Source organism: Legionella nigrisilvae (genome assembly GCF_977063395.2).
Genome location: NZ_CDRUGZ020000027.1, coordinates 958,862 through 973,766, shown reverse-complemented (window position 1 = coordinate 973,766; position 14,905 = coordinate 958,862). Strand labels below are relative to the sequence as shown.

The following is a 14,905-nucleotide window of genomic DNA, read 5'->3' as shown; positions in this document are numbered from 1 at the left end:
GTTCATCCAAATTGTTTAACTCTGGCAGGGGAACCCGCGATTAAGTGATTATTCACCTTTCAATTCGAGTTCCGCTGCACTACCCCTATGCTAGATTGATTAATAGGGTGCTTTTGTTTTTATCCATTTTCTAATTTCAGAGGTTGTTTCCTCAATGACGCGCAGGATTTGCTGATATAACTGTTCTAATAAAGTGCGTTGACCTGATTTCCAATAGTACTCGAAATATTGGCAGGCCATTTTTAAACGAATGGCGCCCACATATACCACCCCGCCTTTTATTTTATGAGCAAGTTTTTGGATTTTTTCCCAGTCAGCTTGCTCATGTGCTCTTTTTAGCAAGACCACATCTTCAACAAAAGAGTGACTTAACATAAGGTTAAGCATTCCGCAAAGTGTGGCTTCTGTGCCAGTAGTTTTAATTCCTTCTTCAACATCAAGTAGGGGAAAATCAGCGAGCTGAAAAAATTGTTCTTCTTTTGTTGGTAAATCAAAAAGACCATGTTCGGGAGAATTTGCTTTTTCTATAGAGGGAATAAATGAGTTCAAAATATCAAAACAATTCTTTTGGGTTAGTGGTTTGCTGAGGACAGCGTTTATACCTGATTCAATGCATCGCTGTTTGTTTTCTTCACCGATATGAGCTGTTAATGCAATGATGGGGGTATGATGATTTTTAGCGATTTCTTGTACTCGAATATGATGAGTTACTTGATATCCATCCATGTCGGGTAAACCAATATCCATAAAAATTAAATCATACTTATTTTTCTTCCAAAGCTGTAAGGCCGATTGCCCATCAGCTGCTACATCGACCTGACAATCACACTGATGAAGCATTTCTTTGGCAATGGTTTGTGCAATGGTATTGTCTTCAACCAGTAAGATACGGTGTTTAAATGGGGTTGGCAATGGAGCAGAATGTTTATGGGTGGGGCTAATATTTTGCTCCAATCTTGGGATGGTTGTATCAATGTAATCTTTATCGATACCTGTTTCATCCTCAAGAAGTGCAGTTTTTAAGGGAATGACGCAAGTAAATGAAGTGCCTTTTGCAACCGTACTTTCAACGTATATTTCTCCATCTAATTCATCAATAAATTGTTTGATTACAGCAAGCCCTAGACCAGCCCCTTTATAAATTCCTTTGTAGGAAGGCGTTAAACGTTTAAATTGTAGAAAAATTTCCTGTTGTTTGTCCTTGGGAATGCCGATACCGCTATCTTCAACAATGAATTTAATGACGACCTCACGGTTTTCTTGTTTTGCTAATTGAGCTGTTAGCGTTACAAAACCTGAGTCGGTAAAATTTAGTGAATTAGCAATCAATTCCAGAAGAATTCTATGAATTCGAACGGGATCCCCGATGAGATAATTAGGAATATTTGGATCAAAATCCAGCGATAAATCTAAGTGCTTTGCAGATGCTTTGGCTTTGTTAAGATCAATAACGTGCTGAGCTACTTTTTGTAGGACAAATTTTTTCCTCACTTTGGGGACTTCGCCAGAACTTACATGAATGGCTTCAAGGACATCGTCCATAAAATCAAGGAGCGCATGGCTTGATGCGACTAGATTATCTGCATATTCTTTAATTCGAGAGCTTTGGGCTTCGTATTTGATGAGATCTGCAAATCCCACAATGCCAGTAAGGGGGGTACGTATGTCGTGACGCATATTTTCGAGAAACTCTGTTTTTGCAAGACTCGCTGCTTCAGCTTTCTCTTTAGCAATGTTGAGTTCCGCTTCAATTTTTTTCCTGTCGGTGATATTAATTGAAATACCTAAAACTCCTGTAATTTCCCCTTTTTTATTGCGCATCGGTGATTTATGACTTAAGACAATGGCTTTTTTCCCATCAATTTGGGCTTTTTCCTCAATGATTTCAGTTTCACCGGTCTGCATGATATGAAGATCATTTTGGCGAAATAATTCAGCTTGATTCTCACCCCAAGGTAAATCAAAATCAGTTTTTCCGACAATTTCATAACCAAATTGAAATCCTAAATTCTGAGCCTGTCGGTTGTTGCAGCCTAAATACACTCCATTTTTGTCTTTCCAATAAACATGGCCTGGCATGTGGGCAAGAATGTTTTCCAAGGTGGATTGTGTTTTTTCTTGGCTTGAACGAAGATCGGCTTCCTGTTTTTTACGTTTGGTTATATTTAAGGAAACCCCTACAATACCGATAACATTACCTTTTTCGTCTCGGAGAGGAGTTTTTCTGGTTAAAACCACAACTTGTTGTCCGTTCGCTATGGTTCCAGCTTCTTCCAACTCTAAGGAAGTATTAAGTGACATCACTTTTAAGTCATTATTACGAATGGTTTCTGCTGAAGCTGCCCATGGCATTTCGAAGTCTGTTTTCCCAATGATGGATTTCATCCCAGTCATTTCCAACATGTTGTCATTACAACCCAAGTAGACTCCATTTTTATCTTTCCAATAAATACTTCCTGGTAATCCTTTAAATATACTTGCAAGAATAGAAGAATTGGCTTCAACGGGAAAAGTAGGAGACTCCTTGGTATAACTGGTTTTAACTTTAGTTTTCTTTTCTGACATAAGCTGTTCTCTTTTCATTCTTAAAGTTATAGACCCAATATCGGCCACATACAAGATAAGGATTATAAAAGTATTACTATTTTTTTCTTGCTAAATTAACTATCAGAGTTTTTAATTAAGAAGTGTATATTTACTTGGAGCAAGGAATGCCAGTTAGTAAAGAATGCATTATACTATTACAAAATTTAGTGGATGGATATAGGTTAGAAGGGAAGGAAGATAGGGATTATTCCTTTATTTATGCTTTATTAAAAGAATTTTCATTTCTAGTAGTTCAGCATCAAAAAAATCACAAAGACGAGCGAATAATTGGTTTTCTTAGTACTTCGGCATTAATTTTGCAAGAAAATCTTTGTTTTGCGAAAGTATGTAAAACACTTTTAATCTCTTACCAGCAAAAAACGCATGCTTTAGATTCAATGTTAGACCTTCAGTTAAATATTAAATCCGAATTAGATGCGTCGTGGGGAAAGAAACATGAATCTGAAACGAACCATTTTCTAGGACCGTCTCCTTTTTTTCTGGAGTTACAAGAAGCAATTGCTAAACGAGCCCAACGTCTTGAAGGAAAAAAACTATTCGATAAACCTACTCCATAGTAGGTTTTGCTAAAACATATGGTAATGACTTTAAATCAAGGGATGATTTTCTATCAATACAAATCCTTTGCTCAAGAGATTCGTGGCATTATTTATCCAAAAAGTGCCCGAATTATCTTAAGTTTCAATTGGTTATAGGGTTTGTATTTAAAAGGTAGCTCAAACCAAAAAGGTCTTTTCAAAATACTTTTGAAATGACTGAACGTTTTAAAGCCTGCTTCGCCATGGTAACTTCCCATGCCACTTTCTCCAACGCCACCAAAAGGAAGCTGAGAGTTACAAACATGCATAATCACATCATTAATACAACCGCCTCCAAATGAAACCTCGCGTAAAATTTGGGTTTGTAGATCGGAGTTCTTTCCGAAAATATAAAGTGATAATGGATGGGGACGCATTTTTATTTCATGCAAAACAGATTGCAGATCGGTAAAAGGAATAACAGGTAAGATCGGCCCAAAAATTTCTTCTTTCATCACTTCATCACCAAAATGTACATCCTTCAGAATTGTAGGTTCAATATATTTTTCTGCTTCAATGACTTGGCCGCCAACGAATATTTTTTGGGGATCAATGAGTTTTTTTAAACGCTGTACATTTTTTTGGTCGATAATCCGTACATAGCTTTCACTTTCAAGAGGATTGGGACCAATAACTTCGGTGATTTGGGTTTTAAGTTCTTCCAGTAACGGCTGATAAATTGATTGTTCAACTAAAAGATAATCAGGAGCGATACAAGTTTGTCCAGCATTTAAGAATTTACCCCAGACAATACGCTTGGCTGAGATTTTAAGATCTGCATCTGCAAAAACAAAACAAGGGCTTTTTCCACCTAATTCTAGGGTGAGAGGAGTTAAATGTTCCGCTGCCGCTTTAGCCACAATTTTCCCTACAGTGCTACTACCAGTAAAAAAGAGTTTATCAAAACGAAAACTAAGAAGCTCTTGGGTTATTTCAGCGCCGCCTTCAGCAACAAAAAGATAAGCTCGATCAAAATTTTGATTTATTATTTTTGCCAAAGCGGAGGAGGTATTTTGGGGTAATTCACTGGGTTTGATAATGCTGGTGTTACCTGCGGCCATAGCCGAGATTAATGGGATTAATGTTAATTGATAAGGGTAATTCCAGGCGCCAATAATTAGAGTGGTACCATAAGGTTCGGGTAATATGAAACTTTTTGCCGGTTGAACCATCAATTCTGTTCTTTTGGGTCTAGGCTTAGCCCATTTATGTACCCATTTAATTGCTTGATCAAGCTCATGATATATCATGGCAAGCTCAGTTAAATAGGTTTCAAATTTAGATTTTTTTATATCTGCATAAAGCGCTTCATAGAGGAGTTGCTCATTTTGCTTAAGAATGGTTTTTAATTTCTGAAGTTGCTGTTTACGAAAATCAATCTCTTTAGCCTGTCCGCCAGCAGCAAAAGCCCTCTGTTCTTCAACAATAGTTTGGATATTCATAAATTAATTCTGCCCAAAAAGTTAATAGTCAAATTGTATACTCCGGTGCTCTACCTTTCTTATAGACCAAGACAGTTCGTTCAAAAGACATAAATAGTTCTTTATGTTGATTAATTCCTCTTGTTTCTACTGTAACTATTCCTTGGTTGGGTCTTGATTTTGATTCACGTTTTGCTTTTATTTCACTTTCTGCATAAATTGTATCTCCTTCAAATACTGGTTTTAGTAATTTGACCTTATCCCATTCCAAATTAGCTACCACTTTTTTTGAAATCGTATTAACTGTCATCCCTGTGATAATCGCAAGTGTAAATGTGCTATTCACCAAAGGTTTTTTCCATTCCGTTTGTTCAGCATAATGAGCATCAAAGTGCAGTTGAGCGGTATTCATCGTCAGTAAAGTGAACCAAATGTTATCATTTTGAGTGATGGTTCTACCCGGTCGGTGTTCAATAATTTGTCCTACTTCAAAATCTTCAAAATAAAAGCCAAAATCCTCGCGCAACCGATTGGCTCCAACAGATGTATAACTTTGCTGAGACATATTCATTCCCTTTTTAAATGTTCTGATAGTTTGAGCAGTTCTTGGGCCTGTTTGTAGATAGGGACATCAATCATTTGACCTTCATATTGACAGGCTTTCCCTCCAGATTGTTCGAACAGTGCAACAATTTTTTTTGCGCGTTCAATCTCGTTTTCATGCGGTGCAAAATTTTGTTTTATGGGGGTGATTTGATTGGGATGAATGGCTAGTTTTCCTTTAAAACCAAGTTCCTTAACTCGTATTACTTCGGAAATTAATTGTTCTTCGTTCGTAAAATCGAAAAAAGGGGAATCAAGGGCGGGAATATGGGTCAGTGCGGCCGCCTGTATGAGCTGCTGACGCGCGTATAATAGAACATCCCAGTTCATACCACAGCCTACATCAACGGCATAATCTGCTGCACCAAAGACCAGGCCGCTCACTGGGGAATCAGTAACTATTGAATTTAAGTTCAGCAATCCTTTGGCCGTTTCAATTAATGCGAAAAGTTTAATATTACGTGCTCCCAAATTAAGTACTTTATAAATAATGTTTAACTCTTCCGCACTTTCTGTTTTAGGATATAAAACGGCATCGTAATAAATAGGTTCCTGTTTGAACGCGATTAAATCAGGCAAGCCTGCGTCCGTGGTTATATGATTAATGCGAACAATTATGGGTAGCTCAGGATGTTTGGTTCGCAAAAACTGAATGACATGATTGCGAGCGGCGTCTTTTTCGTCAGCTGGAACGCCATCTTCCAATTCCAATATAAAGCCATTTGCTCCTGAAGCCAGTGCTTTTGCAAAAAGTTCTGGTTTATTACCCGGGGTAAATAACAGGGCAGGGCAAAATGATAAGTCCATTTTAAATAAATCCTTGTTGTTTCGCTTGAAGCTCTAATTGTTCGCGAAATTTTGGATGAGCAATTTTAATTAATTGATGGGTTCTTTCTGTAGTGGAGCGTCCTTTCAATTGTGCGACTCCGTATTCAGTAACCACATAATCAATATCAAGTCGGGTATCGGTGGCAATTGAAGAAAGTCGAGGCACAATGCGGGATAAAGTTTCCTTCCTGGCTGTAGAGCTACTGGCAATGATTGTTTTTCCTCCTTCTGAATAATGAACGCCACGAATAAAATCCAATTGCCCACCGGGACCAGAAAATTGATGACCAATGAACTCTGCATTCACTTGCCCACTAAAATCAATTTCAATAAAGGCATTAACGGAGGTCATGAGTTTGTTTTTCGCAATCACACTGGGTTCATTAACATAGGAAACTGGAAGACAAAACATGGAGGGATTATTATTAATAAACTCATATAATTGTTTATCACCAATCGCAAAAGTAAACACATTGACATAAGGGTGTAATGTTTTATGTGTATTGGTAACCACCCCTTTTTTGATGAGATCAATTAATCCATCGGTCATTACTTCTGTATGAATCCCTAGATTTTTATGATGAGCGAGTTGTTCACATACTGCATTAGGCACTCCTCCTATCCCCATCTGAATGGTTGCACCATCAGGGATTAGGTTGGTGATGTGCTGACCAATTTGACGATCCAATTCACTTGCAGGTTTAGATGGGCCTTCGAGCAAGTCAACGGTATTTTCAACTATGGCATCGACTTCATTCACATGAATTAAAGTGGAGCCTGCTGTTCTGGGCAAATTGTCGTTTACTTCAACAATTAATTTATCCGCATAGCGTGCCAGTTCAATTGCGTAATCACCATTAGGGCCTAAATTGAAAAAGCCAAATTTATCCATCGGAGCCACGGTGACAATAAAAGCATCCAATTTGGTGATGGACTTAATGGTATCTGGATAACGACTAAAACTTATGGGAACAAAATTGATATACTTCTTTCCTAAATTATACCCACGCTCCGCTAATTCAACCTCTCCTTGTGACATCATTGAGGTGTAAGGCCTAATAATATGGAGTAAATCTTCTTGAAAAATTGTCTGTAGAGCAACAGGGCCACAGCGAAGATAATAAACTTTCACTTCCTGTACATCACCAGCTCTTGCACGGGCAGCAAGAGCATGACAAAGAGCTGGAGGAGTAGCAACACGCATCCCCATAGAAATTACTGCGGTGGGGGGAATCAGCTTTACAGCATCATCTGGGGAATGTAATTTTTGTTGGTATTGCTTATCAAAGCTCATTTATCATCCTAATAAATATACAAAAAAAAGCCCACTGAAATTATGATTATTGCTCAGGATTGTTAAATGTCAATCGTATGTTCTTATACTTATTTCTAAACTCAAATTTGAAATGAACGTTTTAGTGAGCAACTCCAACTACTCTAGACGTTCTAGATCAATTGGCCACGCTATTCCTGATATGAAATACCCAGGATGTTTAAGCCTCGTTCAATATCATCCGCGACCATTGGTCTCGATAATAAATATTCTCCAGTATGATCGGTTACTTCCTCTTGGGCGAAATTTAAGGCATCCTCCCATTCCTCCTGAGTGTAATCTCCTCGACCTAAATACATTAATGCAACTAGGGTTGCCTGTTGATCGGGTCGTAAATTATCAACGAATTCTGTAATTTCTTGATAAACTGGATCATCTTGATAATCTGCTAATACATAGAGCGAATCCATTTCATCGGTGACTTCCGGAAAGCTAACATCCTCCTTGGCCTGAAATTGTCGGGCTTTATAAAGAAGATCACCAATTGTTTCTTTATCAAGATTCAACATATTCCTCTCCTTATTTCCATGTCAATAAATATTGCTTAAATAAAATATAGTGTATTAATTATGATCCTCAAGCGGATAATTTATTTATTATATCTTGATGTGTTTTTTGGCGGGGTAGGTATTTGGAGCAGGAATATAGAACTCTTTTGTGAGTTCTATATAATTCACTATTGAGTTTTAAGATGAACGGAGGAATCTTTTTGTGTCTCTTCTAATTCAGGCTGGAACGTTAATTCAGAATAGGTTTTAGGTCTTACCTGTGAAATTGTCGTTAAAACCCCCTCATCAAATGCCCGCATAAGTTGTATTCTATCTGAAGTATTTTGCACTTTAGAAATTTGGTGGTGGAGTTCCCTTAATCCTTGCCAATCAAAGGTTGGTTTATTCACTTCAAAATAATTTTCGTACAATATTGATGCTTGTTGTTGTAGCGAATCGAGTTGCTGATACAAGTATTTATACATCATGATTTCAGTATTAAAATCGTACAAGTACACTAATTTAGGATGAAAATTAGCGAGTTGTGTAAAGACATTTCGATAACGCTCCATCACTTCTATTTTGTCTTTATCTAAAGGTAAGGATTGAATTGAACATTGGACATTTTTAAGCAACGAAAAATTAAAAGCTTTCGGTTCGAGCAGATAATGTGTTTTACCCTGAATATAAACTTTGGCAGTTTCTTCTAATAGCTCTAAATCTTTGAGAAGGTCTAAGGAAATCATATTCTTATCATTATTATTTATGGAGATTTATTGTACATTTTTTTTAAATGCGGTCAATATGATATTTTCATGAACAATTAATTAACATGTTGATAAAAAATACTTTTCTGAAAACTTTATAAAATAAGTCTTAATAAATAGGGGTAGATTTATTGATTTATTTCATCCACTAACTATATTTAATATATTATTTTCGTTACATTTTATGAAGTGTTGTTACTAAGGAGGGTATAAACATGAACAATTCCGGTGAAAACAGAGGATATACTCCTAAAGATCATCTTGAAGCAGCTGCCAGCCAATTATTAAACGAAGGAAAAAGAAAGGTAAATGAGTTGTATGAGGAAGGGGTGCACAAGGTGAATGAAGTTGAAGATAATGTAAAGGAGTATTCTGATAAGTTAGTGAGGAAGATACATCAAAACCCACTAGCCTCTGTTTTAATTGCTGGAGGAATAGGCTTTTTATTATCTCGATTAATGAAAAAATAATGGATGCATTAAAACATTTAGAAGCACTTATCACTGCAAAAATAGCTGTTTTTAAAACGGTTTACTCCTTATTTCGTCTTGAAGCGCAGCTAGCAGGGTTAAGCGTTTTTCCATTATTGTTGAATATATGCATGCTGTTCGTTGGGTTAATTACAATTTGGTTAACAGCGATGGTATTTATTGGGTATCTGGTGTTCTGGGTTTCAGGATATTGGGTCCTTTTGATTTCACATCGTATCCTGATCTCTATTTTTCTTGTGCTTTTGCTCAATGGAGGATTATTACTGGGATTACTCAAGTACTTATCCTTTAACTTAAAAAGCATGAGCTTTCCAAAGACAAGAGAATATTTTTCGCAAAAGAGCGTGGAACATGAAAAACTCGAGAAAGCAGCTAATGGCACAAATTCACTTGGTGAATAATATACTTCAATCCCAAAAAAGCAGGGTGAGGGAACATCAAAGGTATTTTAAAGACAATGAGGTTACTCGTTATCATTTAGCAACCTGGATGATGCTCATTTCTGCATTTTTTATAGGCTGGAGCGTTGCACGAAAACATTTGACTGGGAAAGTAACGCAACAGATAGTTAATATAGGAAAATTAGCAGTGCTTAATTCCTTCAAAAAAACACTGGTCTCTTTTTTAAAGTAATCTAAGCCTAAGACCAAATTGCACGATCGGAAACCGAATATCCTCCATCAATGGGAATAATTGAACCTGTTATAAAGTCTGAACCGCTTGAAGAGAGGAAAACAGCTAAAGGATCGATATCTTCAGGTTTACCTCTCTACCAGAGGTGTTTTACTTTCTTCGTTTCGAATATCCATAGTAATGGGAATGAGCTCAAATCTTATGGCTTGTTTAAATTTAGCCTAGCTCAGATTGCAGCGCCAAGCCGGAACATTTATTTATGAGTACGATTGAGGTTCCTTAAGTTCTACAACTTGTAAGCCTATCTAAGCTCAATGGTATTATTTCGTCCGTGTTTTGACCGAGATCCCATTTTTAAAGTAAGTAAGATATTAACTAATTTGGGAGAGTTGCGGTCCGTTGGGAGGTTAGCAAATAATCCTTTAAAAAATTAGGGATGCGCTGCTCCAACCAAAATTGCTTTTTCTCAGCAATAAATCCTACATGTCCCCCATGCTGGCTTAATTCTAAAAGGATATCTGGGGATAATTCATTGACTGTTGGCAGAACGTCCGGTGTCATAAACGGATCATCCAAGGCATGAATAATTAGGGTAGGTGTCGCGATTTGAAGTAGATATTGTCTTGAACTGGATTTTTGATAATATTCCTGGGCATTAACAAATCCATGTAATGGAGCAGTTATTTGTTCGTCAAATTCATATAAGGTTTTTATAGAATACAATTTTTGTTTGGAAAGTGATAATTGGCAATTAATGACATCCAATTTCTGTAAAAAAACCATACGTAATTTTTCTAACAGATTTTTTTGATATACACGAGAAAATCCTTGGTTTATCTTTTGAACCACATTATCTAACTGAAACGGTACAGAAACAGCAACAGCTGCATTAATTAAAGATTGAGAGCCGGTTTCTCCTAACCATTTGAGAAGTATATTGCCGCCTAATGAAATACCTACTGCCGCCTTTTTGGTTGTGGGTTCTCTGAGGTTTAGTACATTAAGAAAATAAGCCAAATCATCGGTATCTCCTCCATAATAAACCCGCGGTAGACGATTTGGTTCACCACTTGCCCCCCGGAAATTCATTAAAACTGCTCGATAACCTGATTTATTGAAGGCGTCAAATAAAGTCGAAACATAAGCCGAATTGATATTTCCACCTAATCCATGAAGAAGAATTATCAATGGAGTATCGTTGCCTAATCCATTAGTTTTCCAAGCTAAATCAATAAAATCACCATCGGGTAGCTCCAGTCGTTCATGAGAGTCAACGGGGGTATTTGTTCGTTGAGTTAATGTTCGATACAGAGTTTGTCCATGATTATTGGTAAGCCACCAAAGCGGCTTAAATTCACTATGAATGATCATACTCTGTTACCTATATATTGGATTTTATTTAAACTTTTTAGAGTTAGTTTAATCTATAAGTATAAAATAATACTACGAAGAAATAAATGAAAATGCAGGGATTTACCGGCAGTATTAATGCATTATTGATTACGGGTATTTTCGCGATATGGATGTGGGTTGCAGCGATAAAAAAATAGATAATTAGGAAAAGCTGCCTCGAACACTAAAATAGAACATCATGTTGAACCATCAAAAGTATACATCTTTCCGCAAGCAGGAAGAGATATGGACAGACTAATTTTCCTTGGGTAAATTAAACAATTTGTATCCTATTTCTTCGTGATGAAGTATTATCTTGCTAGCCCATTTGCTGATTCTTCTTAGGATTTTGACATGAAAAAAGTATTATGTTTGTCTGCATTGACGATGGTATTAAACCATTCCAGCTTTGCCTATCCGATGCCAAATCCTTTTCCCCCATTCCATATTGCTGGAAATTTGTATTATGTAGGCACGGATGATCTTGCGAGTTACTTGATTGTCACTCCTAGGGGGAATATTTTGATCGATAGTGATCTTGAGGCTAATGTCCCCATGATTAAGGCCAGTATAGAAAAACTAGGTTTTAAATTCAGTGATACGAAAATTCTGCTCATTAGTCATGCTCATTTTGATCATGCTGCGGGCAGTGAATTGATTAAGCAACAAACGAAAGCAAAATATATGGTTATGGACGAGGATGTTTCTTCGATCCTATCTGGTGGTAAATCTGATTTTCATTATGCAAATGATTCCAGTACTCATTTTCCTCAAAGTACTGTGGATAAGGTACTTCATGACGGGGAACGGGTGGAATTAGGAGGAACCGTTTTAACTGCTCATTGGACACCGGGACATACTAAAGGCTGTACCACTTGGACAGTCAAACTTAAGGATCATGGAAAGCAATATCAGGCTGTTATTATAGGGAGTATAGGCGTTAATCCTGGTTATAAATTGGTTGATAATGTAACTTATCCTCATATAGCTCAGGATTATAAGCATTCCATAAAGGTATTAGAATCACTGCGTTGTGATATTTTTCTCGGATCCCATGCTGGAATGTTTGATCTAAAGAATAAATATTCATTACTGCAAAAAGGAAAAAATAATCCTTTTGTTGATCCGACAGGTTGTAAAAAATATATTGAACAAAAGGCACAGGATTTTTATACAGAACTTAAAAAGCAAGAACCTGTTTCATAGTAGGGATGAGGCTTCTAATGAATAGTTACTCCGCCAAGGTTTGAAATTTGGGTTAATGCTGGTCTTCACTTAGGCTACAACTGAATGACCATTTTTATGAAGAGTTGTTGCCTGCTTAGTGCTGTGAACCCGGATTAAGCACTTGATGATCGAGTCTTGCAAAAGCAATCCACTAAATGATCATCGACCATACCTACTGCTTGCATATAAGCGTACATGATCGTTGATCCGACAAAACTCATCCCTCTTTTTTTCAAATCTTTAGCTAAAGTATCTGATTCTGATGTACTCGCAGGAACTTCTTGAAGTGTTTTAGGATAATTTATTTTAGGTTTTCCACCCACAAATCCCCAGACGTACTTGTCGAAAGATCCAAATTCCTGTGCAATTTTAAGAAATGCTAAGGCATTCTTGCGCGCCGAGAATACTTTGAGGCGATTACGAATAATTCCTGAATCAGTCAGCAGGTTATTTAATTCATCATCGGTCATTTTTGCCACAGCATTGGGATCAAATTGTTTGAATGCCTTGCGGTAGGCCTCACGACGTTTAAGAATGGTTTCCCAACTTAACCCTGCTTGCGCTCCTTCAAGTAAGAGCATTTCAAAGTGCTTTTGATCTTGATGTACAGGAATTCCCCATTCTGTATCATGATACTGTTCGTAATGAGGCTTATTAATTCCAACCCAAGTGCAACGTTTCATGATGTGTAGTTTCTCCTATACGATGCGGATTCTGTGTAGAGGGATGATTCATAATTTATTTTAATGATAACGTTTTTGAGAGACAAAGACTATTTCAATCCCATTTTTATCAGTCGTTTCTCTGATAAAAAAGGCCTTCGTCTTGTATTTGTTCGGGAATGTCTTAAAATTCACTCATACGATAACTTTATATTTATTTAGAGAGCTTCATGTCCGATTTTTATCAGGATTTTAATACACGACGAACCTTCGCAATTATCTCTCACCCTGACGCCGGTAAAACCACTGTCACCGAGAAATTACTTTTGTTCGGAGGTGCAATTCAATTGGCAGGAACTGTTAAAGGACGAAAAGCCGATCGACATGCGACTTCCGATTGGATGGAAATGGAAAAGGAACGCGGAATTTCTATAACAACCTCGGTGATGCAGTTTGTTCATAATCAGCATGTCATGAATTTGTTAGATACTCCAGGGCATGAGGATTTTTCTGAAGATACCTACAGAACCTTAACCGCAGTGGACTCAGCACTAATGGTTATTGATGTGGCTAAAGGGGTAGAGGAACGTACCGTTAAATTAATGGAAGTATGTCGTCTGCGTGATACTCCAATTATGACCTTTATTAATAAACTGGATCGCGAGGGGCGGGATCCTATTGATTTGCTTGATGAGGTGGAATCCGTTTTAGGTATTCAATGTGCGCCAGTTACCTGGCCAGTGGGTATGGGAAAGCGGTTTAAAGGCATTTATCATCGGTATGATGATACAGTTTATTTATATCAACCCGGTAAGAACGCACAAAAACAAGATGCAATGCAAATTAAGGGATTGGATAACCCGCAATTGGATGAACTATTAGGGGATAGTGCCCAGGAATTACGCGACGAAATTGAGTTAGTTAAGGGAGCTTCACATGAGTTCAATTTGGATGATTATTTAGCGGGTAAAATGACGCCAGTTTATTTTGGTTCGGCAATTAATAATTTTGGTATCAAAGAGTTACTGGATGATTATGTTCGTTATGCTCCAGGACCACAACCTCGGACAGCTCAAGAGCGAACTGTATCCGCAGATGAAGAGAATTTTACTGGGTTTGTGTTCAAAATTCAGGCTAATATGGATCCTAAGCATAGAGACCGGATTGCATTTTTACGTATTTGTTCAGGAGCCTACCGCAAAGGGATGAAAATGAATCATCTGCGAATTGGAAAAGAAGTGCAAATTTCTAATGCCTTAACCTTTATGGCTGGTGATCGTTCCCACACAGAAATTGCTTTACCAGGTGATATTATTGGATTACATAATCATGGAACAATTCGCATTGGAGATACTTTTACGCAAGGAGAGCAATTAAAATTTACCGGGATACCCAATTTTGCTCCCGAGTTGTTTCGATTGGTGCGCTTGAAGGATCCATTAAAGAGTAAAGCTTTATTAAAAGGGTTGATTGAATTATCTGAAGAGGGAGCCACTCAGGTATTCCGTCCCTTAAACAGTAACCAATTAATTTTAGGTGCAGTCGGTGTGTTACAGTTTGATGTTGTAGCTCATCGTTTGAAACATGAATATAAAGTAGATTGTATTTATGAAACAGTAAATGTTGCTTGTGCGCGTTGGGTTTATTCTGAGGATGATAAAGCAATGAGTGACTTTCGCACCAAAGCGTATGACTATTTAGCTTTAGATGGAAGTGATGCCTTAATGTATCTTGCTCCAACCCGTGTTAATTTAACAATGGCTCAAGAGCGATATCCCAAAATTCAATTTCATGCAACGAGAGAACATTAGGAAATAAGGCTTCTAACCTGGGAATTATTCAATAAACCCGGGTTTGCTATGCTGCACCCAGGCT

At 37.3% G+C, this 14,905-nt stretch carries 15 protein-coding genes and 1 pseudogene; 6 read left to right on the top strand and 10 right to left on the bottom strand.

What is annotated here, in order from left to right; genetic code table 11:
* Nucleotides 1-99 precede the first annotated feature (99 nt).
* Entirely contained in the window at nucleotides 100-2,565 is a 2,466-nt protein-coding gene (locus ACWTE2_RS21590; RefSeq protein WP_454784307.1) for a PAS domain-containing sensor histidine kinase, read from the bottom strand.
* Nucleotides 2,566-2,711: 146 nt separating this feature from the next.
* Here ACWTE2_RS21590 and ACWTE2_RS21585 point away from each other — a divergent pair, with 146 nt between their 5' ends.
* Nucleotides 2,712-3,164 carry a hypothetical protein gene (locus tag ACWTE2_RS21585; RefSeq protein ID WP_182391272.1) on the top strand — a complete coding sequence of 151 codons (453 nt, stop codon included), beginning with the start codon at nucleotides 2,712-2,714 and terminating at the stop codon, nucleotides 3,162-3,164.
* A 92-nt stretch (nucleotides 3,165-3,256) separates the two neighbouring features.
* On the opposite strand, the gene ACWTE2_RS21580 is transcribed toward ACWTE2_RS21585, so the two are convergent.
* The 6 genes from ACWTE2_RS21580 to ACWTE2_RS21555 all read right to left on the bottom strand — a co-directional run bounded on the left by ACWTE2_RS21580 (nucleotide 3,257) and on the right by ACWTE2_RS21555 (nucleotide 8,604).
* The gene (locus ACWTE2_RS21580; protein ID WP_454784306.1) at nucleotides 3,257-4,627 is read right to left on the bottom strand and encodes an aldehyde dehydrogenase; all 1,371 of its coding nucleotides are present in this window, start codon (nucleotides 4,625-4,627) and stop codon (nucleotides 3,257-3,259) included.
* A 28-nt stretch (nucleotides 4,628-4,655) separates the two neighbouring features.
* Entirely contained in the window at nucleotides 4,656-5,171 is a 516-nt protein-coding gene (locus ACWTE2_RS21575; protein ID WP_220470996.1) for a MaoC/PaaZ C-terminal domain-containing protein, read from the bottom strand.
* Nucleotides 5,172-5,173: 2 nt separating this feature from the next.
* Nucleotides 5,174-6,016: an HpcH/HpaI aldolase/citrate lyase family protein gene (locus ACWTE2_RS21570; RefSeq protein ID WP_454784305.1), complete on the bottom strand. Its 843-nt coding sequence runs from the start codon at nucleotides 6,014-6,016 to the stop codon at nucleotides 5,174-5,176.
* Nucleotide 6,017: 1 nt separating this feature from the next.
* A complete protein-coding gene (locus ACWTE2_RS21565) occupies nucleotides 6,018-7,331 on the bottom strand; it encodes an acetyl-CoA hydrolase/transferase family protein (RefSeq protein WP_454784304.1) in 1,314 nt (437 codons plus the stop codon).
* A 170-nt stretch (nucleotides 7,332-7,501) separates the two neighbouring features.
* The gene (locus ACWTE2_RS21560; RefSeq protein ID WP_454784303.1) at nucleotides 7,502-7,879 is read right to left on the bottom strand and encodes a DUF3775 domain-containing protein; all 378 of its coding nucleotides are present in this window, start codon (nucleotides 7,877-7,879) and stop codon (nucleotides 7,502-7,504) included.
* Nucleotides 7,880-8,046: 167 nt separating this feature from the next.
* Nucleotides 8,047-8,604 (bottom strand): hypothetical protein, encoded by a 558-nt coding sequence (locus ACWTE2_RS21555; protein WP_454784302.1) that lies wholly within the window; start codon nucleotides 8,602-8,604, stop codon nucleotides 8,047-8,049.
* Between the two features lie 236 nt (nucleotides 8,605-8,840).
* On the opposite strand from ACWTE2_RS21555, the gene ACWTE2_RS21550 reads away from it, so the two are divergent.
* The 3 genes from ACWTE2_RS21550 to ACWTE2_RS21540 are packed head-to-tail and all read left to right on the top strand — an operon-like array spanning nucleotide 8,841 to nucleotide 9,749.
* On the top strand, nucleotides 8,841-9,095 hold the full coding sequence (locus ACWTE2_RS21550; RefSeq protein WP_454784301.1) for an ElaB/YgaM/YqjD family protein: 255 nt from the start codon (nucleotides 8,841-8,843) through the stop codon (nucleotides 9,093-9,095).
* On the top strand, nucleotides 9,095-9,517 hold the full coding sequence (locus tag ACWTE2_RS21545) for a hypothetical protein (protein ID WP_454784300.1): 423 nt from the start codon (nucleotides 9,095-9,097) through the stop codon (nucleotides 9,515-9,517). Before ACWTE2_RS21550 ends, ACWTE2_RS21545 begins: the two co-directional genes overlap by 1 nt.
* A complete protein-coding gene (locus ACWTE2_RS21540; RefSeq protein WP_454784299.1) occupies nucleotides 9,492-9,749 on the top strand; it encodes a hypothetical protein in 258 nt (85 codons plus the stop codon). The genes ACWTE2_RS21545 and ACWTE2_RS21540 overlap by 26 nt, the downstream gene beginning before the upstream one ends.
* A gap of 7 nt (nucleotides 9,750-9,756) precedes the next feature.
* Here ACWTE2_RS21540 and ACWTE2_RS21535 read toward each other — a convergent pair.
* Both ACWTE2_RS21535 and ACWTE2_RS21530 read right to left on the bottom strand, forming a co-directional pair.
* Nucleotides 9,757-9,870, bottom strand: a pseudogene (locus tag ACWTE2_RS21535) (hypothetical protein); the annotation flags it as partial.
* Nucleotides 9,871-10,124: 254 nt separating this feature from the next.
* Entirely contained in the window at nucleotides 10,125-11,120 is a 996-nt protein-coding gene (locus tag ACWTE2_RS21530; protein ID WP_454784298.1) for a hydrolase, read from the bottom strand.
* Between the two features lie 375 nt (nucleotides 11,121-11,495).
* On the opposite strand from ACWTE2_RS21530, the gene blaFEZ reads away from it, so the two are divergent.
* Nucleotides 11,496-12,347 (top strand): FEZ family subclass B3 metallo-beta-lactamase, encoded by an 852-nt coding sequence (gene blaFEZ, locus ACWTE2_RS21525; RefSeq protein ID WP_454784297.1) that lies wholly within the window; start codon nucleotides 11,496-11,498, stop codon nucleotides 12,345-12,347.
* 134 nt (nucleotides 12,348-12,481) lie between these two features.
* Here blaFEZ and ACWTE2_RS21520 read toward each other — a convergent pair whose 3' ends face one another.
* Complete coding sequence (locus ACWTE2_RS21520) at nucleotides 12,482-13,051, bottom strand: DNA-3-methyladenine glycosylase I (protein WP_454784296.1); 570 nt, start codon at nucleotides 13,049-13,051, stop codon at nucleotides 12,482-12,484.
* A 209-nt stretch (nucleotides 13,052-13,260) separates the two neighbouring features.
* Between ACWTE2_RS21520 and ACWTE2_RS21515 the strand changes: the two genes are divergently transcribed.
* Nucleotides 13,261-14,841 carry a peptide chain release factor 3 gene (locus ACWTE2_RS21515; protein WP_454784295.1) on the top strand — a complete coding sequence of 527 codons (1,581 nt, stop codon included), beginning with the start codon at nucleotides 13,261-13,263 and terminating at the stop codon, nucleotides 14,839-14,841.
* The last annotated feature ends 64 nt before the right edge of the window (nucleotides 14,842-14,905 follow it).